We start from the raw sequence: 22,065 nt of genomic DNA, 5'->3' as shown, positions 1-22,065 counted from the left end.
GTCCGCGAGCCGGAGTCGGTGGTCAGCCCTGCCCGTACGGCGGCTGCCAGCTCTGGGTGGGGTACTCACCGTTCGCGTCGGGCTGAGTCTCCTTGCGGCGCAAGGCAATCCACGCGCCGCCGCCTCCGAGGAGCGCCAGTGCCCCTGCGCCACCGCCAAGGATGAGCGGCATCGGCAGGCCGCCGTCGTCGCCGCCACCCGCGACGGGAGCGCCGGCCTCGGTGGCCGCGGTCGAGGGAGAGGTGGCTGACGTCGTACCGCTGGAGGTCGGGCTCGGCGTCGGGTCGTCGGTCGACGGTGCGGTCGGCTGGGCCGTGCCCGGCTCGGCGTACTGCGGCTGGCCGGTCGGCGTACCCGACACGTCACCGCGGATCAGGAAGTTGATCGGCGCACCACCGGTCGGGACGTTCTGCGCCGCAATGGCGATGTAGTAGTCACCGGCGAGGTACGACGGGCTCGAGCCCACCTCGCGGTTGCGCCAGGTGACCGGCCGGATGCTCCGGGCCAGGTCCTGACGGTCGTCGGTGTACTCGCCGATGGTCACGGAGTCATAGCTGTTGTAGGACTCCCGCTCCGGGTTGAACAGTGAGATCCGTACCCCGAGTGACTGCTTCGAACCGGTGATGGCCGACTTCATGGCCAGCGACGGTGGTGCCACGTTGGCACGACCGATCAGCGTCTGGCCGTACTGCACCGACACCTTGTAGATCTGCACCTCACCCGGCAGCAGCGTGCCGCTGAAGGTCGTGTTCGCGGCGATCGTCGGAGCGTCGCTGAAGCCGGCGCCGCCGGTCTTGGGGAGCCCGTTCAGGGCGTACGTCCAGTCGCTCGGAGTCGCGTAGTCGTCCTTCGCGGGCGCCGGCAGGGTGGCCACATTGGTGACCGGCTTCTCCTCGACGATCCGCAGCTCGAACGGCATCGCGTCCCGGCCGAGAGTCTCCTGCGGCTGGCCGCCGCTGTCGGTCGTCACCTTGATGGTGAGGTTCTCGACGTGGCCGCAGTCCTTGTCATTGGCGTCGACTCGGGCGACGGCGCCAATGGGCATCGCCGTCGTGCTCCAGTCGTAGCCCCAGGTCGAGTCGCTCGCGTAGCACGAGTCGCCATCTGTACGCCGGACCGAGACTCCGATGGACGGGTTGCGGTCTCCCTGGAGACCGGGCCGACCGGCGACCGACACGTGCAGCGTGGTGCCGGGCGTGTGCTTCACCTGGTAGTAGCGCTCGTCCTTGGTCTCGCCGATTTTGGAGACCCACTGGCCGGGCGTGACGGTGGGCGCGCCGTCGATGATGGGCGTGCCGGCGACCGGCTTGCCCGTCACGGTGAACGGCCGAAATGCCCTGGTACTCAACGTTTTCAGGCTTGTGGTGAGGTCCTGCGCGTTGTCCGCGTCGTAGTAGGAGCCACGGCCGACACCGGCGATGCACTGGAGATCCTTCTGGGCCTTGCCAGTGACGCGGAAGCCGACGACATCGATCTTGAGGTCGATGCCCTTGTCGGCGATCTGCTGAGCGACCTTGCACGGGTCGGGGCTGCAGGTGTCCTCACCGTCGGAGACGAGGATCATGCTCCGCTGACCACTCGGGCCGAGGTCGTTCGCGGCCTGCTGCATGGCGTACGCCATGGGTGTCTCGCCGAACGGCTTGTACGCGTCGACGGCCTTGTTGAGAGCGGCGGTGTTGCCAGTCCCCAGGGGGACGGCGAGCTGGGAGTCGGTGCATGCGCTCGGGCTCTGCTTGTCCTTGACTGTCGCGCCGAAGACGCGCATCCCGGCCCGGGCGCCGGACGGCAGGCCGTTCACGACCTGGTGCAGCGCGGAGCGGGCGGCGTCGATCTTGGGTTTGCCGGTGGAGTCCTTGGCGGACATCGAGCCCGAGGAGTCCAGCAGCATCATCAGCTTGCCGTTGGGGTTCTCGACGGGGGTGATTGTCGGGGCGGTGGAGGCGAGCGAGGCGGGAGCCGAACCGGTCGACGCGGCGGCGCCAGGCGTCGTACCAGCCAGGGCTCCCAGCCCGCACACCACGAGCAGTGGGGCGGTGAAGAGGCGACGAGACATGAGGATCAGCTCCTGAGGTTTGCATCAGCAAATTTACAGAAGCAAAGACGACGCCGTACGCCGGTCGGTTCCGTCGGTTCCGAAACTCGTGTCGGGCGATCCCGCTGTGAACGGACCTGCGTGAAGGGGCGGGGAGGTGTCCTCGCGACAGAGCTGAGGGGTTCGGTCGTCTCCATTAGTGGGGATGGGTGTCTTCCGTGGGAACGGGTTGGCGCCCCGGTCGTCCCGTGTCAGCGCGCTGTGGCCGCGAGCTGACGCGGGGCGGCTGCGTTTTTCCCCCTGTTGATGTCAACGATGCGAGAAGGAGTCAGCGCCTCATGACGGAGTGGATCCGCCAGAATCGCGCTTGCACCAGCAGCTGGCACATCTGCCGTGACTGCGGGATGCCCGTCGAAGACCTCGTCCACCGCTGCCCCGCACAGTGGCTGGCGCCACCGGCGGCGAATCAACCGCCCCGCCCTGCATGACCGGTAGCGGTCCGGCACGATGCGGGTATGCCGTTGACCAACCCCTGGCTTGCCGGACCGTCTCCTGACCAAGACCTGCCTCGAGAGCGGCTTGAGGAGCGGATCCTCAACCTGCTGTCGACACAGAACATGGCCGTGATCGCCACGGTCGCCTCCGACGGGTCGCCGGCGGCAACGCCGGTGCGGTTCTACAACCTCGCGCTCGAGATCATGTACACCAGCTGGAACGCCTCATCGAAGTCACGCAACCTGCGCCGCGACCCGAGGGTTTCGGTCGGCATCTTTGCGCCGCTGGTCGGCCAGGCCAGTAGCCGTGGCGCGCAGGTCTTCGGCACCGCACGCACGCTCGAACGCGATGACCCCGGTGCCGACGACTACTGGGAAGCATTCCGATGGCAGTCCGACCACGTCGAGCGTGGCCGTCCCGTCGACGAACCACCCCGCGACCCGCTCACGATCATCACGCCGACTCGGATCGTCTACACCGAGCACTGGCTACGCCGCGACGGATACAAACCACGGCAGATCTGGCGCGCGCCCTCGTAAACGTCGGCACCCGCTCACTCTGAGACGGTCCGCCCCATGCGCGGGGCGCGTTCGACCAGTTCGAAGCCGAGGTCCTCGTTGATCGAGACCATGTGGGCGTTGTTGTCCGCATTGCTCGTCCGCACGAGGGTTCGTCCGGGGAAGTGCTCCTGCAGGTAGCGCAGGTTGGCGACCTTCGTCGCCATGCCGAGCTGGTGCCCCCGGTGATCGCGGTGCACGTACGTCCCCCACTGCCAGACCTGGGTCGATGGCGCCGGCGGGACGACGAGGTCTGAGTGCGCTGCGACGGCCCGAGTGTCACGCGCGATGGCCAGCGCAGTCAGGCGTACGCGCCCCTGCTGTTCCTCGAGGGCGTCCCGTGACCGCATCCGCTCGGGCGTCATGGCCCCGGCCTCGAACTGCACGCTCCCGGTCGGTGCATCGACACCGAGCAGGCTGTGCAGCTCGCACCTCCCGGGCAGGTGCTCCACCGGCACGCGCCCCGCAAACACCTGGATGTCGTACGCCGTCGCGGCCTTCGCGGACCTCTCGCCCGTCCGGTCGAGCAGGTCGTCGGGCACGGGCAGCGGCAGGTGGCGGACGTTCTCGACCCAGATCGGCTCGAATCCGCGAGCTGTCGCGAAGCGGCGGTACGGGTGGCCCTCCAGGTCGTCGCCCGGCACGTGGAACTCGACCATCAGGCTGGTGCGCCCGAGCTCGCGGGTGCGCTCGACGAGGGCTTCGACCAAGGCCGTGCCGTGGCCCTGCCCGCGGAAGTCGGGGTCGACGTGCAGCGTCACCCAGACCACCCACGTGTTGCTCCACAGCGGGACGGAGGCGTGGGCGGTCCCGACGACCTGACCACCGTCGTACGCCGCCCACCACTCCTGGCGCTCGCCCGCGTCCAGGTGCCGCACCTCCGCGACCCACTCGTCGTACGGCTGTGGCTCGAACCACGGACGGTCGACGGCCGCGGACCGCTCGGTCGCTGCATGGGCCTGCCGAAGGGCGGCTTCGTCGGTGACGTCGAGCTGGTTGACGGGCACCACAGCAAACTACGTCGCCACGAGCTGCGCGACACGCGATCGGGTTCGCTAGGGAAATCTCGGGTTCACGCTAGAGCCGCCCATACGCTGCAATCGTGGACCCGATCAGGAACCCGTACGCCCCGGGCGCGGGCCAGCGCCCACCCGAGCTGGCCGGTCGCGACAGCGAGCTGGAGACGTTCGCGGTCGTCATCGAGCGCATCGCGCGCGGCCGCCCCGAGCGGTCGGTCGTCCTCACCGGTCTGCGCGGCGTCGGTAAGACGGTGCTGCTCAACGCGCTGCGCTCGGCCGCGGTCCGCGCGGACTGGGGCACCGGCAAGCTCGAGGCGCGACCCGAGCAGCGCCTGCGCCGACCGCTCTCCGCGGCACTCCACGTTGCCGTACGCGAGCTCGGCCACCCGCAGGCTGACGACGTCGACCACGTACTTGGCGTCATCAAGTCGTTCGCCCACCGCGCGGTCGAGCCGGGCGCCAAGCTGCGCGACCGTTGGAACCCGGGCATCGACGCGCCGGCCGTGTCGGGGCGCGCTGACTCGGGCGACATCGAGATCGACCTCGTCGAGCTGCTCTCCGACGTGGGCGGGCTCGCGGCCGACGTCGGCAAGGGCATCGGCATCTTCATCGACGAGATGCAGGACCTGCACCCGGACGACGTGTCCGCACTGTGCGCGGCGTGCCACGAGATCAGCCAGTCGTCGCTTCCAGTGATCGTTGTCGGCGCCGGACTGCCGCACCTCCCCGCAGTGCTCTCGGCGTCAAAGTCCTACAGCGAGAGGCTCTTTCGGTACGCCCGCATCGATCGTCTCCCGCGCGACGCCGCCGACCGGGCGCTGCAGATGCCGGCCAAGGAAGAGGATGCGGACTTCACGCCCGAGGCGTTGGAGGCGATGTACGTCGCGACCGGCGGCTACCCGTACTTCATCCAGGCGTACGGCAAAGTCGCCTGGGACGTGGCGCCGCGGTCGCCGATCACGGGCTCCGATATTGCCGTTGCTGCTCCTGAGGCTGAGTCGGAGCTGGCGGTCGGATTCTTCGGATCCCGTTACGAGAGAGCGACTCCCGGCGAGCGCGAGTACCTCCGAGCCATGGCCGATGCGGCCGTCGCGATCGCGGAGGACGCTGACGAGCAGCTCGACGAGATCGAGTCGGTGCCGACGTCCGACGTTGCGGTGATCCTGGGTCGGAAGCCCCAATCCCTTTCTCCTGCAAGGGATGCGCTGCTGAAGAAGGGTCTGATCTACTCCGGAGAGCGCGGCCGGATCGCGTTCACCGTCCCCCACTTCGGACGCTACCTCCGCGCCCACACCTGAGTGGCGGTCAGCGGGACAAATTTGGAACTTACTGACGAGTTCGAGACACGTGAGACAGAAGACACTTGATCGATCGACGACCAGTTGAAGGAGTCGCGCGTTGCCGATTTGCGCCGCTCGCACGGCCTGGGTCCAGAGCCGTTCATCCGATCTGTTCAAGGTGTGCCTGCACCACCCGAACGCGGCAGGGATGATGTCAGTCAGCAAGCTCGTCTACAAGCAAGTCACGGTGAGAACCTGCTGGTGACGACGATCCGGTCAGCGCCGAAGGTCTGCCCGGCCACGTCGGCTGAGCATAACTTTGCAGTTGGCGGCCGGAAGCGTCCGGGACTGGCGCACCGTTGGTGGACTTTCTCGGTCGAGCAGCAGGCCCGACCACTGACATATCGAGCGCGTCATGACAGTCGGAGTCACCGAGGGTCGCCGTGGGCCCGATTGATGGCTTCGGCAAGATGTTGCTCATGCGAAATCGTGTTCCCGTCTGGCTCTACCTCGGGGTCGCCCTCATGGTGATGGTCTTCCAAGCAGCTCGCGGCGAGGCGGCGGGAAAGCTTGACACTTTCCTGTCTCTGACCTTGGAAACAGGAGGCATCATCGGGGCAATCCACGCGCGGATAACAAACGGCGGCGAGCGTCCCAGCGAATCAGCAATCGTCGCTGCCGCGCATGCCGTTGGACTAGAGTCGTGGCGAACAATGGACTCTCGCATCGCTGGCCCTGAGGACCACCTGAGCCTCTCATGGACCTCCTCCAGATCGGGCCGACCAGTCGATTCACCTGTCCTGCGGTCGCGCCTCGCGTCGGCAGCCGGACCAGCGGTCGTGGTCGGCCCGGAAGGGTCAGGAAAGACCACCCTGGCGCAGGAGATAGCCTTGGGCAGAGCACGCGAGGGTGATGCGGCCATCAGGGTGGCGCTTAGCACGTGGAACTCGGCCGAGGACGTCGGCGACTGGCTTGCGCGGAGGATCAACGAAACCTTGCGGCGCCACACGGGATCTCGGAGTGACCATGAGCAGATCGCGAGGATGCTCGCACAGGGAAAGATTTATTTACTCCTTGACGGCCTCGACGAGATGGCACTCGAGCAATCGGAAGACTTCGTCGAAAAGCTGCGCGAGTCAGGACTCCGCAACTGGATCATATTCACGCGAGAGAGCCGACTGCGTCTAATCGAATCCCCCCATGACAACTTGGTTGAGATCATCACCATAGAGCCACTCGACGAGGTTCTCGTCGCCCGAGAGCTCAGGATCTCTGGCGCGCAGAACTCTGACTGGCTTAGGGTCGCAGATCGAATTGAGGGCGGCAGAGATTCGGCCGCCTACATGGTCCTCAGCCGTCCGCTCTACCTCACGTTTGCGCGGAATCTCGCCCGAGCGGGCCATGGCGCGCCGGCGGAACTCGTTACTCAGTCGGCTACGCAGGTCGAGGTTGAGGCGTCACTCATGGCGGCTGGGGTGGAGTCGATGCTCAGTTCCGCAACGAGCACTAGGTCTCGCAAGGAACGAGACCGCAGGAGTTTGCGCACCATTGCGAAGGTTCAGGACCGAACCGGACTCGACGACTTTGCATGGTGGGATGTAGGAGATGTCGCGCCGTACTGGGCGACGATTCTTTTGGGCGCCACTATTGCTGGAGTGGTGTTCGGCGTCCTTGACGCTGTCCGAGTCGGCCTACTCAGCTACTGGTATCAGATCGATTCCCAATACTCAGATCTTGCCACGCCGTTCGGAATAGAGTTGGCCGCAATTGTTTTGGCGTGCGTTCCGAGGAAGCGGATCACTGAATCGGCGGTTGGTTACGTTTTGACATCCGTTCCGATTCGATTGGGCGCCACGATGGGGGTGATCGTGTTCTTGGAAGGGCTTTCGGAGTCATTCGGCACGGCCACGATAATGGCGGGCGTTGCGGCCGTCGCCATTGCCCTGAATGTGGCAATTGCCATGGGTATCGTGATGTTTATGGCTGATGCGCTCGATTCTCACCGAGAGCTTCTTGGCCGGATCGGTTTCCGGCGTTCGAGTGAGGGTCGAACGGTGCCAAGGAAAGTGGGGTTTCGCTGGTCATGGGCAACGATACCTGTCGCGATCCTCGTAACTCTCATTCCGATATTGCCGGTCATTCTGTCGGGGCATCGTTCGGATGGTTCGCTGTATTATCGGCCAACAGCGCAGGCCGGATCATTCATTCTGGCCACCCTATTCGACCGCTCTTCTTCTTAGCGCCAACAAGCGACCAGCGATAAGTTCTGGAATATCAAGCAGCCGCGATATTCATAGCAACATCGCGGCCGGGGCACTCGCGGCGGCTTTGTGGACTACCACCTTGCTCGGATTCGTGTGGGCAATCAACAGCTTCGGCGGAACGAGGCCGTCCATGCCATGGGACGACTGGTGGATCGCACCTTGGACGAGCTCACCGCAGGGCATCATCCTGCTTGCCATTACCGTTTCGCAGTTGATCATGTTTCCAGTGATCGGCGGGGTCCTTGTGTCGGCAGGTGGACGCTACTACCTCGGCCTACTGTGGTTCTCGGTAACCCGGCAGCTGCCGTGGAATTTGCTGGAGCTGCTATCTCGAGCCAACGACTCTGGATTGCTTCGGCGGTTCGGCATGACCTATCGCTTCAGACACGCACGGGTTCGTGAGACGCTGCGGCGCTGAGAGCCGCACACATCAAGCGACCAGTGACACGGCATGTCAGCGGTGCCTGACAGCTTCAAAGCCCGGACGACCTGAGAAGCTCAGCGAGGAGGTCTGACGGGCTCATCCGACTCGGTCAGCGCGGTAGCCGGCGGCTCAGTCGGGTACGAAGCCACAGGTTCCAACGGCGGAGGCGTACGACGATCGCCCTGGCCAGGAAGGTACTCGGGGTGCACAGCAGCTCCAGCAGAGTCGGCAGCGGAGTTGACGGTTGTGGCTCGATCCCGTTGAACGCCAGCAGGATTCGGGGGGCCGCCCGCACCTTCACCTCCCAGGAGTCCCGCACGTCCGGCAGGCCCTGGATCGCTGCGTTGGCCAGCTGGACGGACTCATCGAAGCCGGTCAGGTGGGCTCGTCTTTTGAAGACGATGTTGATGTCGGTGTTGATGTGCTCGAGGTGTTGGTACAGCAGTGCCGTCTCGTCGACGACGAGCGCGGTGCCCTGGATGACCTTGCGGTGGAGCGCGAGCCGTTGGATGCGCCAGAGCAGCAGGAAGACGTCCTGGCGTATCTGTGCGTCCGAGATGTCCTTGCCGGTCAGTTCCTCGTCGTGGGCGGCGGTCGCGATGCGGGTGCGCGCTGCTGCGGCGTCGGTGGAGGTGAGCTCGGTGAGCAGACCTCGGATGTCGGCCTGAACGTTGCGCCGGAAGGTGTGGACGGCGGTGCCGACCGAGACAAGGAGTGCCAGGACTGAGATGACGATGGGGACCACGAGTTTGTCTCCGTTTTCCTCTGTTGACGGCGTGGTTCAGTGTCTCGGTCTTCGGGTCTGGTCCAGGAGCGCGTGGTGCCCTATCGAACATGGGTGTGAACGTGCTGGCTTGGCGGCGCAGGGAAGACCGTGGATGACATCGAGGCCCGATTCGACGGCGGGACAGTGGGATTCGGCGCCATTGGACTGCGTGGCAGGCGGAGATGGGAGACGCGCCGCGAGATGCTGTCGCGTCAGGCGACGACACGGTGGGCGAGCTGCGCGAGGTCAGAACCGGACCTCCGGTCGAGTGCGTGCCGACGCAACGTGCGGCCGAGGCGGTGCTCGTGTTCGCCGATCACTCCGTCCGGGTCCACGCACTGACTTACGCTGCGGTTCTAGGGGTAGGTGGAGGGGGACGGCATGTCGACATCAACTGCTGCGCCGGGTTGGCACCCCGATCCTTGGGGCCGGTATGAGTACCGGTGGTGGGACGGCTCGTCCTGGACGAACCAGGTCTCCCGTTCTGGGCAGGTGACGCAGGACGAGATCGACTCGGCTCCCGCGCCCGATCGAACGACGTCCACCGACCAGCCATCCGCTGCAGTACACAGCAGCAGCCCTGGTGGCGGCGCCACGAGCTCACCGGCGCTGCAGGTGCAGTCGGATGTCAAGGTCACCGCCTTCAACGCCAAGAAGGTCGCCGGTCAGCTCCTGCAGGAGAACCGCGGCCTACGCCAAGAGGTGGCCACCTTGCGGTCGGTGGTCGATCAGTTCGGTGGCCTCGAGGCGGCCGAGGTCGCCCGGCGCACCGAACAGCTACGCACGACAGAGACCGACCTGACCCAGCAGGTGACGGCGACCCGCACCGAGCTCGACCAGATCCGTGATGAGGTTGTCGTCAACCGCGACCGCGTCGAGCTGGAGAGCGAGTTCGGCATCTACGACTACGAGCACCCCGCGGAGGCCTCTGCCACGCTCGCGACCGACTTGGAGGCGGTGCGCGCTCAAATCAAGGCCACCAACAAGACCGGCATCGCCACCGTTGCCACCACCAACTTCACCTACAACAACTCCTCGGCCAAGGGCCGCACGTTCGTCGGGCAGATGAGCCGCATCATGCTGCGCTGGTACAACGCCGAGGCGGAGAGTGCGGTGAAGTCAGTCAAGGCCGGCAACCTCGAGTCCGCGCTGAAGCGCCTGACCAAGGTGCAGGAGCAGGTCGCCAAGCAGGGCCGGATGATCGACCTGACCATCACCGCCGATTACCACCAGCTGCGCCTGCGCGAGCTGGAGCTGGCAGCCCGCCACCTCCAGGCCGTCGCGGCGGAGAAGGAGCGCGAGCGGGAATACCGTGCGCAGCTGCGCGAGCAGCGCGTTGTCGAGGCCGAGATCGCCAAGGAGAAGGAACGGTTGGCCAAGGAGCGAGCCCACTACGTGAACTCGATCCAGCGGCTGCGCGACAGCGGCGACGAGGCTGCGGCAGTGGAGCTGGAGGCTAAGCTCGCGGCCATCGATGAGGAGATCGCGCAGGCGGACTACCGGGCGGCGAACATCCGCGCTGGGTACGTCTACGTCATCTCCAACGTCGGCGCGTTCGGTGAGCAGGTCGTCAAGATCGGGATGACACGGCGGCTGGAGCCGATGGATCGGATCCGGGAGCTGGGGGATGCGTCAGTGCCGTTCAGGTTCGACGTGCACGCGTTGTTCTTCAGCGATGACGCTGTGGGCGTCGAGACGATGCTGCACCGCACCTTCGCCGCCGAGCGGCTCAACAAGGTCAACCTGCGGCGGGAGTTCTTCCGAGTCTCGCCCGATCGGGTCCTGCAGGCGCTGCAGACGCACGACGTGGCGGTGTTGGAGTTCCGGCTGGAGGCCGCGGCAGACGAGTACCGGGCCAGTCGGCCCGGTGAGGCATTCGAAGCCCACATCCCGACGCCGTAGCTCCTTTTCAAGGCTGGTCCTCCTCGGTTCGCCTGAGTCGTCGGCCTCAAGGTGGTGGCGGGCGTTGTGGTCGTCCCACGACTCCGGGTAGACCGCCGGCAGCGGTGGTAGCCCGTCCGCGTGCGCCTTGCGCAACGCCATGACGTGCCCAGGGTGTCCGGCAGACGGCTGAGCCGTGAGCAATCAGTAACGGTGCCAAAGCTTCTCGTAGAGACGGCCCTGGCCGATGCCGTGCCGGCGGAGACGATCACCGAGTAGCGGGAGAACCCGACGCGGTTGCTTGAGCTGTCCCGGTCGCTGGGGAATCTGGGCAACAACGTGATTCAGATCGTGCGCCACGGCCACCCCAATAAGGGTTTGTCGGACGCCGAGCGCGCCGAGTTGGTGACGTACCTGGCCGATCTGCGGCAGGTGTGGGAGTCGGTCGAGGCCCCGACCCGATGGAGTCGTTTGCGGTGATGCCGAACGTGACTCGCGGTAGCCGAATGGGCGGTCTGATCACCTACGTCGTCGACACCCGGGAGCACGCCCATGACGAGGAGCGGAACGTGCACACCGACCCTCATTTGGTCGCCGGCGACACCCCAGTGATGGCCTGTTACGGCGGCCACTCTGTCGATGAACGAGGCGACGTCGATCGGTAACTACCTGGATGCGGCGGCCCGCAACTTCGACACCAAGGTGCTGATAAAGGACCGCGACGCCTCCGGCGCGGATGTGCTCGACGCGCGTACCGGCCGGGCCGCAGATGGTCGATGGCCCACGTGTGGCACCGCTCGTTGTCCGTCAAGCCCGAGGACGGGCGTCCGAGGTGGTCGGTCACCGGCCCCACCGAGGATGGCCGGGGTGTGCCGAGACCTGCCGGCAGGTACGGCGCGGACCTGACCCTGCCGCGGCTGTGTAAGGCGCACGGCAGGCCCGAGCAGGAGGAGGCCGCGGCGGCGGAGTGGGTCTTGGCCAACGATGCGCCGCCGTCGCAGGACGACCAGCCAGTGACCCCGTCGAGTGAGTGGGAGCACCCGGAGTTGGAGCAGCTCGCCGATGGTGTCCGCGATGACGCAGACGTTGGTCGGCACTCAAGTGCCAGCAAGCGTCTCCGAGTGCCGAACACCGGGCCTGGAGCAACCCGGGGCCGCGACAGCCGCTGAGCGACGTGCATCCGTCGTAGCGGCTTCGCCCTTGTACCTCAAGGACTCACGCGGCGATCGATCGAGCAGCCGCACGTGCGCGCCGTACGCTCGGCCGCACGGATGAGCAAACTGCTCGATAGCTGAGGCGGGGCCAGTCATGAGTGCGTCATCAACCGCGATCTGGCATGTGAGCTGGGTGCCTTCGATCGCCACCCTTGTCGCCGTGCTGACGGCACTGACCTCCATCGCCGCCGTGTACACACAGCGACAGCCCTACCGCCGCGCCAAGGCCGCGGTCGAGATGCAGAAGCTGCTGAAAGAGGCGGACTCGGCGCCAGAGGACATCGAGGCGTGGAAGCGACACACGAGCAAGCTCGTCACCCGGGCCCGGGTCGGCCCGGGCCCCAGATGGCGCCGAGGCTTCTTCACGGTCCTGCTCGTCGCCTACAGCGTGTTCGCTCTGATCGGACTCGTGGTCTTCGGCACGGGAGTCTTTGAGCTGGCGCGGCTGGGAATCAGTGGCGACGGCCCCGTAGAGATAGTCCTCGGGTCGATCGCCATGTGTGTCGGCGGAGCCACGGTCTGGGCCGCACAGGAGCTTCGAGCTACAGAACTGACGCCAGCGGTCGTGGCGAAACTTCGACTCAAGGCGGCTCGCAACATCATGCGTCGACGCAAGATTCAGACGTACTCGAGTCGGCGCGCCAGGGTCATCGATCACGTGATCCCCCCACGGTCGGCGCAAGCGGACCAGCAACGACGAGAGCGCGCGAAGGCGCAGAAGCTGAGCGCGAAGGCTGACAGCTGTCTGGGACGCGAGTAGGTCTTGCCCTTGGACCGTCGAGGTCGCCGGCCCTGGTGCCGGCGGGGACAGGTCGGGCGGGGTGACGGCGTACAGCTCGGCCGGCGGATCGCTGCACGGCAAGACCTTTTCGCTCGCTGCGTGCGGCACGGCCCTTGTCCTGGCTGCATCCGGCGAACGCGACGTCGCCGGACATCATCACGCTCATGTGGTGGTCCATGTGGTCACGCCACATCACTGATGGTCCGGTGGCCGGATCGAGCCGCAGGTGCTCGCACGCCTTCCACAGCGCGGTCAGCCGCCCGACCACCGGGCCAGGTCTCGGTCGCAGCCCATGTGCGTCACGGCACGGGTCGGCGCTCGGACGCCGCTGACGGCGACGCCACCACCTGATCCCGGCCGCGCCGAGCAGCAGCGTCGTCGTTACCGTCCAGGGCCGTGAGTCGTCCAGGACGGCGAAGAACGCGAATCACGCTTGGATCCGTACCCATTGGGTAGGACCGAGCAGGCGCCGAAATCTCCGGCCCTCTGAGTGCCTGCCTACGTTTCAGTGCTGCAGAGGAATACATCCGAATCCTAAGGGCACCTGACCGGCGCCGTCAGCAGGCAGACCGGCAGTCGCGAGCCCGGCCCACTTCCCTCGCCGAGCGGTGATCTCACCGACCCGCATCGCTCGAAGATCGTCGCCTCGCTCGCACTCAGCCCAGCCTGCGGCCCTGCGCCCGGCTACGTCCTCAGCGGACACGGGCTGCGCGTGTATCGACAAGCACGATCTAGGCTCTGTCGCGTGATTCGTGCGGTGGTCTTCGACGTTGGTGAGTGCCTGGTGGACGAGACCCGGGAGTACGGGACTTGGGCGGACTGGTTGGGTGTGCCGCGGCATACGTTCGCTGCTGTCTTCGGGGCGGTCATCGCGCAGGGACGTGACTACCGAGAGACGTTCCAGGTCTTCCAGCCTGGGTTCGACCTGACGAGGGAGCGAGTCAAGCGCGCCGAGGCCGGTCAGCCGGAGTGGTTCGGTGAGGACGACCTGTACGCGGACGTCCGAGCAAGCCTGAGCCGGCTCCGTGCGGACGGCTTATGGGTGGGCATCGCAGGCAATCAGACAGTGCGGGCCGGAGGCCTCCTTCGCGGCCTGGAGCTGCCGACCGACATGGTCGCGACCAGTGATGACTGGGGCGCCTCCAAGCCAGACACGGCGTTCTTCGATCACGTCGTTGAGGCCGCGCCCGCCGCAGCTGGCGAAATCTTGTACGTCGGTGATCGCCTCGACAACGACATCCGCCCTGCTGCCGCGACAGGCCTGCTGACCGCCCTGATCCGGCGAGGCCCATGGGGCACGATCCAGCAGGACGACCCAGCCGCTGATGCGATCCCGACGATGCGGATCGACTCGCTGGTCGAGCTCCCACAGCGGGTTGCAGCCTTCAACGCAGAAGTGCGTTGACCGTCGTCCCCCAGTCATAGAGCCGGTCATCCAGGTCGCGGACGCACGACTCGTTCTGCCAGTCTGCGAGAGCTCGTCGCACCTCTCTCACGCGGTCCAGTCCCGTTGCGTACCAAGTGATCGCGAGTTGATCGAGCGCTTGAGACGCGTACTGGCATGCTTGCTCCGGCTGGCCATCGGTAGCTTCGATCATCGCGAGGTCGCCGAGGATGACCGTACGCTGCTTGCCGTCCTCAGCAGGCAGGTCGTTCAGCACCTGTTGAAGGGTCTGCCGAGCCTGCGGAAGGTGGCCGACGTTGAGCAGGGTGTTGCCTTTGAAGGCCGCGAGACGTGTCGGGCTGAACCAGTCCATCCAGTCGGGTGTCGTGTGCTGACCCGCCTCACGCCCCATCCGGTCTTCAGCCTCGCTGATCAACTTCAACGCATTGCGCGCGTGGCCGCAACGCGTTTCGCATTCCGCCTCGACCGCATCCAGCCATGCCCAGAACTCGGCCGATGCCTCTTCACGACGCGCGTAAGCACGAGCGGCCACCATGCGCTCGAGTGCGGCCTCTGGATCTCCCGCCCAACCGGGAATGAACGCAAGGTGGGCGAGAACCGCAGACCCGAGTAATGAGTCGTCTGCTTGGCTCGCGGCCTGGAGCGCTCGCATCAGAGTCTCGGACGCCTGGTCGGGCTGACTCAGATCGAAGAACTCGATGCGCCCGGCAAGCAAGTAGGACTCAGCGAGCGCAGCCGCAAGAAGCTGCCGGGCAGGACTCGCCGTCTCCTCCAGAAGCGCGATGCCGAGACGAGCATGCTCCAGCACCGCGGGATGAAGGACGGACGGTGTCACGGACCAATACAGGTTCCGATGTGACCGCGTGATAGCCCGAAAGTCCTTGCCGACCGTCGGGGGCTGCAAGCTAGCCACCGGCATATGAGGCATCGGTCCGGCATCTCGTCGCGACGCGACGTATGAGGCCCGATCGGATCTGCCCTCGCGTCCCCACGGTGGCGTAAAACCGAGATCTTCCAGACTCAGCCCCAGCAGGTCGGTCAGGACGACCTGCACGTCGGGCTGCGGCCAGGGCGGCGTCGCAGACTCCCAGCGCCGAATCTGTCGAACGCCAACAGTCAGGCCTCGGACACTTCGCTGCTGAGCTGCGCGAGTGATGGCGTCCGCGAGTGCCTGCTGGGAGCTGTACCCGGCAGCAACCCGGGCGGCCTTCAGCCGTGTGTTTCCAACGGAGCGGGGCACAGCGCACCTCCACGAATACGTCTCTGACTCGAGCCATCGTGTCCTATTTCTGTCGTTCAGGGCTACTTCGGGCTAATAAGTCCTCTGTACGTCCTCTGAGGGCCCTCGCTTCCCGACATGGAAGTCCTCACTATGGCTCTTCACGGACCCATCTCAAGTGGTCACCAGTTGTCAGGGGAGCGAACATGAACGGCGTGGGGAAAACGTTCGAAGAGGTAGCGGACTGGGTGCCGTCGGATCTATTGATGCTGGGCGTGCCTAGGTCGGACGCACCAGCGAATGCGGAGCGGCGTCGACGGGCCGCCTCGATCATCGCGGAGTACGAACCGTGGGCGCATGAGTACGACGAGCCACCGATGCTGCGGCTACTGATCAAGCACCGCGGTGACATGCTCGCCGCTGCGGATGACCCAGCACTGGTGGAGCATCTGCGTGCGCACCTGCGGTTGGACGGATTCCTGGTGCAGGCGTGGCAGGACCTGGAGCGCAACTCGCCGCACCCACGCGGGTTACAGATCGGTCCTTACGCGGTCCTGGGCGCCCGGCTGACCGAGGCGGTCAATGAGGTCCGGGTCCGTGCGGGGCTCGGCCGGTTGTCGTGCGAGCAGGTCGCCATCCGGTGGCTGCGCGACACCATCCGGGAAGCCACCGAGGCCCGGCACTGCCCCCGCGGGCGACACCTGGCTGATGAGGACGACGAGCCACCCACGGCCGCCCGGCAGCTCTCGGTCTCAAGGGTGTGATCACAGTGAGTACCAACACTTTTCACACGATTGACGTGGCTCCCGCACCACCGCCGTGGCTGGTGGCCGGCGCGCTGTGCAACGGGGCCGCTGACCCGGACCGGTGGTGGCCGACCCGGCGCGCAAGTCGTCGCAAGCACCGCGCCCATGCCGCTGCCGTGTGTGCAGGTTGTCCGGTGCGTGCGGCGTGCCTGACGTACGCACAAGAAGCCGGTCAGGAGTACGGCATCTGGGGCGGACTCAGCGAGCAGGACCGACGCGACCTGAGGCGTACACCATGAAACGCCGCGTGACAGGACTGCACTCGCGGCTCGCGGCCGCTGGGCTGCACCTGGTCGACGTACCCGTCGAGTTCTCGACGATCGCCAGCCGTGGGCTACGTCGCCGGATCGGCGCCGACGCGATGGCGCGGATGCACCACCTCATGAACGGCGCACCCGTCCACGCACCGCACCTGGTCACCGACGCAGGACGGGCGCTACGAGTGCGGTTCCTCGTCGCCCGCATCAAGCGGGCGCCGGACGGCACCATCCTCGGGCCGGTCTGGATCGAAGGCGGTCCACTCCGAGCCACCTATCTTGCTCTGGCCGACCTCACTCACCGCGACTGCATTGTCTGCGATTGGCGGCCTCACAGAGTCGGAAGTCATTCGCCAGCAACCGAATTCGCTGAATCGACGCACCTAGGGACGCGATAGCTGTCCCGTCGGCTCAAAGGTCGCGCTCCTGACTCCGACCGGGCGCTGTCTGCATCTCACGGCCCATGCGTGCCAGGTAGGGCTGGCCCAATCCGTCGCCCGAGGCTGGGCCTGCTTGTTGCCCGCGTTGCGCAGCGACACGGGCGCCCAATGACGTCTGGTCGCCCAGTCTTGCCCGTTCGCCCCGCTGAGCGCGCACGATCGCGAGGTCGTTCTGTATCTCCTGGCGTTGAGCGGCCACCACGGCCAGCTCTTCTTCGGCCGCACTCGCTTCTTCTACGAGTTCGTCGCGTCTCGCACGCCTAGCCGCGATAGTCAGCTGCGCCTCACGCATGGTCCAGTGCTCAAGTTCCTTGGTACGCAACAACTCTCGCAGCTCCTCGAAGACACGTCCCTCGTTGAGATCGGTAATCTCCCGAACGATGAACGTGCTCGGGTACGCCTGCTGCAGCTCATCCAATCGGTCGCGCACCCGGGGTGGGAACTTGGATATGTCCCGCACCAGCCACAGCATCGTGCCGCGGTCGGCGAGCACGATCGCGTCCTTGTCCAGCTGCCGCAACGCGTGCGTGGCGTTCGTGCCGCCGGCCTTGGCCTCGACCGCCAGCGGCTTGTCCAGCCGAACCCGGATGTCGTGGAAGCGCGGACCAAGGTCAGTCCGGTCGAAGACCTCACGGCCGTACCCACGATCATCGCGGCAGTCGAGCCCGGCGTGGATCCGAACGACCCATGCCTCGCCGATAGCGCGCCGGCTGGTCCACGCCTCGCGTTCGGCCCAGTAGTCGTCGCGGTCCCGCGGTTCCTCACCTCGCGCTACCTTGCGTGCGACGTACCCGAGGAACTCGCGCTCCCGCTCATCCTGCTCAGTCGTCGTCATCGCTGACGCCGAGCCGCTTCATGTCCTGCTTGACCCGGTAGTCCTCCCAATCCTGTGGGGCCAAGCGACCCGCAGCCACCCATGCGTCGTGGAACCTGCGGGTGTTGCGGAACAGCTCTGCCCAGGTCTCGCCCGAGCGTTCGGACACCGCGGCGCGGACCTGGTTGGCGACCTCGAAGTAGTTGGGCATGGACGGACGACGCACGACGGGCGCCTTTCCATCGCCACGCACATCGATCCATTTCCAGGAGCCCTCGAAGCTGCGCGTGAACACTTCGCCCAGGTAGCGCGCGAACCGCACCTCCCGCTCCGGCCAGTCCAGATCGTGCGCCCAGAAGAACGACACCGCCGCCTGCTCCGCGTGCCGCAAGCCTTCCTCTGACCACGGGTTCTCAGGCATGTCCGGCACGTCCTGCTCGAAGAAGACCCGCAGGTCCTCATCCATCGCCGCAAGCCAGGCCACGAACTCGGGGTCCTGCTGATCGCGCTCCATCTGCGCCAGCTCTTCAGCGGTGTACGGCCGATCGTCACCCACGTCTCGTCTCCCCTTGTCGTCGGCTCAGGGACGCCTGGGCCGAGAGCGCATACCTGTCCCTGATTGTTGCTCACTGCACCCGCTCCATGTCAGAACGCCCACTCCCGGAGCGCGCATGAGATGCCGAGCCTGCATCGCCGTGGCACAACGGGATCGCTCTGTGGCGATCCGTTTCGGACCGCACCCGGGTTACGGTGCCGTGTGGCTGCAGCAGACTTTGACCCGGTCGCGCACAACCGTGCTGCCTGGGATCGCCTGGCCGACAACGACATCGAGTGGTCTCGGCCGGTGAGCCCGGAGGTCATCGCTCGTGCCCGTGAAGGCGAGTGGTCCGTGGTGCTCATCGGTCATGAGGCCACACCGCGCGACTGGTTCCCCGCCGAGCTGGCCGGTGCCCGCGTGCTCTGCCTCGCGTCGGGCGGGGGACAGCAAGGCCCGGTCCTCGCGGCTGCGGGTGCCGTGGTGACCGTGCTCGACAACTCGCCCAAGCAGCTGTCGCGCGACGACGAGGTCGCCGCTCGTGAGGGTGTGGCGCTGCGCACCGTCCTGGGCGACATGCGCGACCTCGGTGCCTTCGACGACGCCGAGTTCGACGTCATCGTCAACCCCGTGTCGAACGTGTTCTGCCCCGACCTCACGCCGGTCTGGGCCGAGGCGTTCCGCGTGCTGCGCCCCGGCGGGACACTGATGACCGGATTCATGAACCCGGACGTCTACCTCTTCGACGAAGCGGCGCTCGACCGTGACGAGCTCGTGGTGCGCCACCGGCTTCCCTTCAGCTCGCTCGATCTCTCGGAGGCCGACCGGATGCGGGCGTACGGGACCGGCCCCATCGAGTACAGCCACTCGCTGACCGAGCAGATCGGCGGGCAGCTGGCCGCCGGATTCATCCTCACCCACCTCAGCGAAGCGCCGCACCACGCCGATGTCACGGCCCAGCACTTCCCCGCCTACATCGCGACCCGAGCGGCCAAGCCACCCTCGACGTGAGTGATTGCTCGTCCTCAGGTGGCGAACTGGTGGATGCCCGCCGCCGTAGAGAAGACCGCGCAGTCGACCCGGTCCACAAGAGATGAACTCTCTAGGGCTTCATGGGCATGTCATACGCTTCCCGATGCTGATCTGTACGCGCGCCGCACCTGGGCGAATATCCTTCTCACACAACGTGATTGGCTCGCGTCGTGCAGCAGCATGGTCAATCACCCCGTCGATCGGGCCTTCTTGCCGTGGTTGGCGTTGAAGCGCGCCTTCTTTTCGCGGTTCCCGCACGTACCCATGTCACACCATCGGCGCGTACGACTTTGGCTGGTGTCGAAGAACGCGGCCTGGCAGGTCGGTGACGCGCATAGGGCCAACTTCCCGGCTCGTTCGCCCGCAATGATGCTGATCGCGTCGGCGGCGATCACGCTGAGGGCATCTTCCACACTGGACGAGCCGAGCCGCCACTGCCACTCGCCCTCGGGTGTCAGGACCGCTGCGGCCTGACCCTGCACGCTGCGGTCATTGATGATCTCGACAGCAGCGGCCGGGAGCGTGTCCTCGGTCGCGGCTGCTGTCGCGGCGGCGTGGATCGACTCCCTGAGCCCGCGTGCGCATTTGAGCTGAGCGGCGGTGCAGGAGTCCACGGCCAAGCCGTAGATGGCCAGCCAGTCGATGAGTCGCTGCGGCGTCGGGATGCGCTCCACCGAGTCGCCCTGACGCTCCGTCAGCGTCGCCGTGAAGCTGGTCGCCAGCACGCTGCCGAGGCGGAAGTCAGGGAGCTCAACAGGCATGGAACCACCTTAGGTGGTTGTGGGACGGCTCGGAAACCTGTTAGAACCGTCTTAGCCGGTTCCGCGCAGAAGCCGGCCCAACGATGGCCAGGAGGTCGCATGTCCAGCCCAGCCGACGACGTACACGCCTTTGAAGCCCACGCACCTGACGCCGAACTCGATGAGCTGCGCGCACGACTGGCCGCAGCGCGGCTACCGGAGCCCGAGACGGTCAGCGGCGCCGCGCCCGGCCCTGGCCGATGGGCGCAGGGCGTGCCTCTCGCCGACCTCGTCGAGGTCGTGGACTACTGGCGCACGACGTACGACTGGCGAGCGTTCGAGGAGCGCCTGAACGGGATCGGTCAGTTCCGTACGACCATTGACGGTCTGGGGATCCACTTCCTGCACCGCCGATCCGCGCGTGCAGATGCCACGCCGCTGATCCTGACGCACGGCTGGCCGGGCAGCGTGGCTGAGTTCGTCGATGTCGTGGACGAGCTGGCGGATCCGAAGGATGCAGACGCGCCGGCGTTCCACGTCGTGGTCCCGTCGCTCCCCGGCTTCGGCTTCAGCGACAAGCCGGCCACCACCGGGTGGGGCGCCGAGAAGATCGCGGCCGCGTGGGTGGAGCTAATGGCGCGGCTCGGCTACGACCGGTTCGCAGCCCACGGCGGCGACTGGGGAGGCAACATCACCACGGTGCTCGCCGGTCGATACCCGGCGCACGTCCTCGGCATCCACAGCACTTTCGCGGAGGGACCGCCCGGCCTGACCACGGACGGGCTGACGGCAGTGGAGCGCAGGTGGACCGAGGAGACCCGTGACTTCTACGAGGGCCCGAGCGGCGCGTACGCGAAGCAGCAGGCGACTCGGCCACAGACCATCGGCTACTCACTTGTCGACTCACCGGTCGGGCTGCTCGCCTGGATCCTCGACAAGTTCGCCGAGTGGTCGGACACCGAGGACAGCCCGTTCGAGACGATCTCCAGAGACCGGATCCTGGACGACGTCACCCTCTATTGGCTGACGCGGACGGGCGCATCAGCCGCCCGCATCTACTACGAGAGCCACAACTCGCTCGACCCCGAGCTGCGGGTCGACGTCCCGGCGGCCATCACGATGTATCCGCGCGACATCGAGAAGTGCCCGCGCCCGTGGGCGCAGGAGCGGTACCGCCAGATCGTCCGATGGAACGAGCCCGAACGCGGTGGACACTTCCCGTCGCTGGAAGTGCCCGAGTACTTCGTCAAAGACCTGCAAGAAGGCCTCGCGGCGGTGCTCGCCGGGTCTACGTTGCCTTGAGTTTCAGGCCGGCTTCGGCCAGCGCTTCCTTGAGCCGCGTCACAGCGATCGGGCCGACGCCGTGCATCGCGCGCAGCTCGTCCTCGGAGTACGCCGTCACGGCCTCGAGCGAGCGCACCCCGATGTCGCGCAGCGCACGGGTGGCCGGGGCGCCGATCTTCGGCAGCGGGGTGCCGTCCGGCCGCGGCGCGCGCTTGCGCGGTCGGTCCAGGCGGGCGTCCACCACGGCTTCCCCACGCGGTGAGAGCCGGTAGCCGATGTCGAGCGACTCGGTCAGGCCGAGCTCCTTGAGCTTGCGGACGTCCTTCTTGAAGTCGGCGGTCTCTCGGCCGACCAGCGCGGCGAGTTCGGGCGCTCGGCGTTCGGGGTGCGCGTCGACCAGGTCGAGGGTCTCGCGCGTCCAGGCGCCGTACGACGACGCGCGGTCGAGGCGGGCCAACCGCTCCTCGATCTCGGCGATGCCTGCCGCGTCGGGCACGGTCGAGCGCAGCGCCTCGCGCGGGTCCGGGCCGGCGTACGTCAGACCGACCCGCCAGATCGGGTCGTCCGGGCGAGCAGCAAGGCCCGCGAGCAGCGACGACAAAGACTCCGCGCCCGCGCGCCGGCCGTCGTCCTCGGTCAGCTCCGACTCCGCGACCTCGTCCACCGACGTCACCTCGACCAGTCCGACAACGGTGCGCATCCGCGTACCAACCACGACGCGAGGCGACGTCCACCGACGGAAGGCGACATCGATGTCGCCGCTCTTGATGGCGGCCAGCTCGGCCACGCGAATCATCATGCGATCACTCTGGCAGTGCGA

At 66.5% G+C, this 22,065-nt stretch carries 22 protein-coding genes; 13 read left to right on the top strand and 9 right to left on the bottom strand.

All coding sequences use genetic code 11. From position 1 onward, the window contains the following. Window positions 1-22: 22 nt before the first annotated feature. On the bottom strand, window positions 23-2,053 hold the full coding sequence (locus tag VV02_RS00870; RefSeq protein WP_052589299.1) for a vWA domain-containing protein: 2,031 nt from the start codon (window positions 2,051-2,053) through the stop codon (window positions 23-25). A 494-nt stretch (window positions 2,054-2,547) separates the two neighbouring features. Here VV02_RS00870 and VV02_RS00865 point away from each other — a divergent pair, with 494 nt between their 5' ends. Then, window positions 2,548-3,066 carry a pyridoxamine 5'-phosphate oxidase family protein gene (locus VV02_RS00865; RefSeq protein WP_052589298.1) on the top strand — a complete coding sequence of 173 codons (519 nt, stop codon included), beginning with the start codon at window positions 2,548-2,550 and terminating at the stop codon, window positions 3,064-3,066. A 14-nt stretch (window positions 3,067-3,080) separates the two neighbouring features. On the opposite strand, the gene VV02_RS00860 is transcribed toward VV02_RS00865, so the two are convergent. After that, the gene (locus VV02_RS00860; protein ID WP_169787614.1) at window positions 3,081-4,091 is read right to left on the bottom strand and encodes a GNAT family N-acetyltransferase; all 1,011 of its coding nucleotides are present in this window, start codon (window positions 4,089-4,091) and stop codon (window positions 3,081-3,083) included. Between the two features lie 95 nt (window positions 4,092-4,186). On the opposite strand from VV02_RS00860, the gene VV02_RS00855 reads away from it, so the two are divergent. From VV02_RS00855 to VV02_RS26245, 3 genes are all read left to right on the top strand, one after another. Further along, window positions 4,187-5,401 carry an ATP-binding protein gene (locus VV02_RS00855; RefSeq protein ID WP_052589296.1) on the top strand — a complete coding sequence of 405 codons (1,215 nt, stop codon included), beginning with the start codon at window positions 4,187-4,189 and terminating at the stop codon, window positions 5,399-5,401. A gap of 425 nt (window positions 5,402-5,826) precedes the next feature. Continuing rightward, complete coding sequence (locus VV02_RS00850; protein ID WP_052589295.1) at window positions 5,827-7,623, top strand: AAA family ATPase; 1,797 nt, start codon at window positions 5,827-5,829, stop codon at window positions 7,621-7,623. Between the two features lie 154 nt (window positions 7,624-7,777). Next, on the top strand, window positions 7,778-8,065 hold the full coding sequence (locus tag VV02_RS26245) for a hypothetical protein (protein WP_218917327.1): 288 nt from the start codon (window positions 7,778-7,780) through the stop codon (window positions 8,063-8,065). A 115-nt stretch (window positions 8,066-8,180) separates the two neighbouring features. Here the strand turns inward: VV02_RS26245 and VV02_RS00840 are convergent, their stop codons facing one another. Continuing rightward, window positions 8,181-8,816: a hypothetical protein gene (locus VV02_RS00840; RefSeq protein WP_052589293.1), complete on the bottom strand. Its 636-nt coding sequence runs from the start codon at window positions 8,814-8,816 to the stop codon at window positions 8,181-8,183. 129 nt (window positions 8,817-8,945) lie between these two features. Between VV02_RS00840 and VV02_RS27420 the strand changes: the two genes are divergently transcribed. From VV02_RS27420 to VV02_RS26240, 3 genes are all read left to right on the top strand, one after another. After that, window positions 8,946-9,179: a DUF4113 domain-containing protein gene (locus tag VV02_RS27420; protein ID WP_083449811.1), complete on the top strand. Its 234-nt coding sequence runs from the start codon at window positions 8,946-8,948 to the stop codon at window positions 9,177-9,179. Window positions 9,180-9,218: 39 nt separating this feature from the next. Then, the gene (locus VV02_RS00835) at window positions 9,219-10,739 is read left to right on the top strand and encodes an SNIPE associated domain-containing protein (RefSeq protein ID WP_083449810.1); all 1,521 of its coding nucleotides are present in this window, start codon (window positions 9,219-9,221) and stop codon (window positions 10,737-10,739) included. 1,287 nt (window positions 10,740-12,026) lie between these two features. After that, window positions 12,027-12,692, top strand: coding sequence for a hypothetical protein (locus VV02_RS26240; protein WP_052589290.1), 666 nt, complete (start codon window positions 12,027-12,029; stop codon window positions 12,690-12,692). On the opposite strand, the gene VV02_RS27265 is transcribed toward VV02_RS26240, so the two are convergent. After that, window positions 12,580-12,981, bottom strand: coding sequence for a DUF4913 domain-containing protein (locus VV02_RS27265; RefSeq protein ID WP_342667810.1), 402 nt, complete (start codon window positions 12,979-12,981; stop codon window positions 12,580-12,582). The genes VV02_RS26240 and VV02_RS27265 overlap by 113 nt on opposite strands. A 477-nt stretch (window positions 12,982-13,458) precedes the next feature. Between VV02_RS27265 and VV02_RS00815 the strand changes: the two genes are divergently transcribed. Continuing rightward, entirely contained in the window at window positions 13,459-14,118 is a 660-nt protein-coding gene (locus tag VV02_RS00815) for an HAD family hydrolase (protein ID WP_052589289.1), read from the top strand. On the opposite strand, the gene VV02_RS00810 is transcribed toward VV02_RS00815, so the two are convergent. Then, window positions 14,099-15,358 carry an NsdA family TPR-like regulatory protein gene (locus VV02_RS00810; protein ID WP_052589288.1) on the bottom strand — a complete coding sequence of 420 codons (1,260 nt, stop codon included), beginning with the start codon at window positions 15,356-15,358 and terminating at the stop codon, window positions 14,099-14,101. The two genes, VV02_RS00815 and VV02_RS00810, sit on opposite strands and share 20 nt — an antisense overlap. A 254-nt stretch (window positions 15,359-15,612) precedes the next feature. On the opposite strand from VV02_RS00810, the gene VV02_RS00805 reads away from it, so the two are divergent. The 3 genes from VV02_RS00805 to VV02_RS00800 are packed head-to-tail and all read left to right on the top strand — an operon-like array spanning window position 15,613 to window position 16,798. After that, the gene (locus VV02_RS00805) at window positions 15,613-16,101 is read left to right on the top strand and encodes a hypothetical protein (protein WP_157063206.1); all 489 of its coding nucleotides are present in this window, start codon (window positions 15,613-15,615) and stop codon (window positions 16,099-16,101) included. A gap of 5 nt (window positions 16,102-16,106) precedes the next feature. Next, window positions 16,107-16,382: a WhiB family transcriptional regulator gene (locus VV02_RS25815; RefSeq protein ID WP_218917325.1), complete on the top strand. Its 276-nt coding sequence runs from the start codon at window positions 16,107-16,109 to the stop codon at window positions 16,380-16,382. Further along, window positions 16,379-16,798, top strand: coding sequence for a hypothetical protein (locus VV02_RS00800; protein ID WP_052589286.1), 420 nt, complete (start codon window positions 16,379-16,381; stop codon window positions 16,796-16,798). Before VV02_RS25815 ends, VV02_RS00800 begins: the two co-directional genes overlap by 4 nt. A gap of 13 nt (window positions 16,799-16,811) precedes the next feature. Here the strand turns inward: VV02_RS00800 and VV02_RS00795 are convergent, their stop codons facing one another. Both VV02_RS00795 and VV02_RS00790 read right to left on the bottom strand, forming a co-directional pair. Next, window positions 16,812-17,675: a hypothetical protein gene (locus tag VV02_RS00795; protein WP_052589285.1), complete on the bottom strand. Its 864-nt coding sequence runs from the start codon at window positions 17,673-17,675 to the stop codon at window positions 16,812-16,814. After that, the gene (locus VV02_RS00790; RefSeq protein ID WP_052589284.1) at window positions 17,662-18,210 is read right to left on the bottom strand and encodes a hypothetical protein; all 549 of its coding nucleotides are present in this window, start codon (window positions 18,208-18,210) and stop codon (window positions 17,662-17,664) included. Before VV02_RS00790 ends, VV02_RS00795 begins: the two co-directional genes overlap by 14 nt. A 201-nt stretch (window positions 18,211-18,411) precedes the next feature. Between VV02_RS00790 and VV02_RS00785 the strand changes: the two genes are divergently transcribed. After that, on the top strand, window positions 18,412-19,200 hold the full coding sequence (locus VV02_RS00785; RefSeq protein WP_052589283.1) for a class I SAM-dependent methyltransferase: 789 nt from the start codon (window positions 18,412-18,414) through the stop codon (window positions 19,198-19,200). A gap of 209 nt (window positions 19,201-19,409) precedes the next feature. Here the strand turns inward: VV02_RS00785 and VV02_RS00780 are convergent, their stop codons facing one another. Next, window positions 19,410-19,982: a CGNR zinc finger domain-containing protein gene (locus VV02_RS00780; RefSeq protein ID WP_052589282.1), complete on the bottom strand. Its 573-nt coding sequence runs from the start codon at window positions 19,980-19,982 to the stop codon at window positions 19,410-19,412. 99 nt (window positions 19,983-20,081) lie between these two features. Here VV02_RS00780 and VV02_RS00775 point away from each other — a divergent pair, with 99 nt between their 5' ends. Beyond that, window positions 20,082-21,263 carry an epoxide hydrolase family protein gene (locus VV02_RS00775; protein WP_052589281.1) on the top strand — a complete coding sequence of 394 codons (1,182 nt, stop codon included), beginning with the start codon at window positions 20,082-20,084 and terminating at the stop codon, window positions 21,261-21,263. On the opposite strand, the gene VV02_RS00770 is transcribed toward VV02_RS00775, so the two are convergent. Next, the gene (locus tag VV02_RS00770) at window positions 21,250-22,044 is read right to left on the bottom strand and encodes a helix-hairpin-helix domain-containing protein (protein ID WP_052589280.1); all 795 of its coding nucleotides are present in this window, start codon (window positions 22,042-22,044) and stop codon (window positions 21,250-21,252) included. The two genes, VV02_RS00775 and VV02_RS00770, sit on opposite strands and share 14 nt — an antisense overlap. Between the last annotated feature and the right edge of the window lie 21 nt (window positions 22,045-22,065).

The sequence above is a fragment of the Luteipulveratus mongoliensis genome, assembly GCF_001190945.1.
GTDB lineage: Bacteria > Actinomycetota > Actinomycetes > Actinomycetales > Dermatophilaceae > Luteipulveratus > Luteipulveratus mongoliensis.
This window is presented reverse-complemented; position numbering and strand designations above follow the sequence as displayed.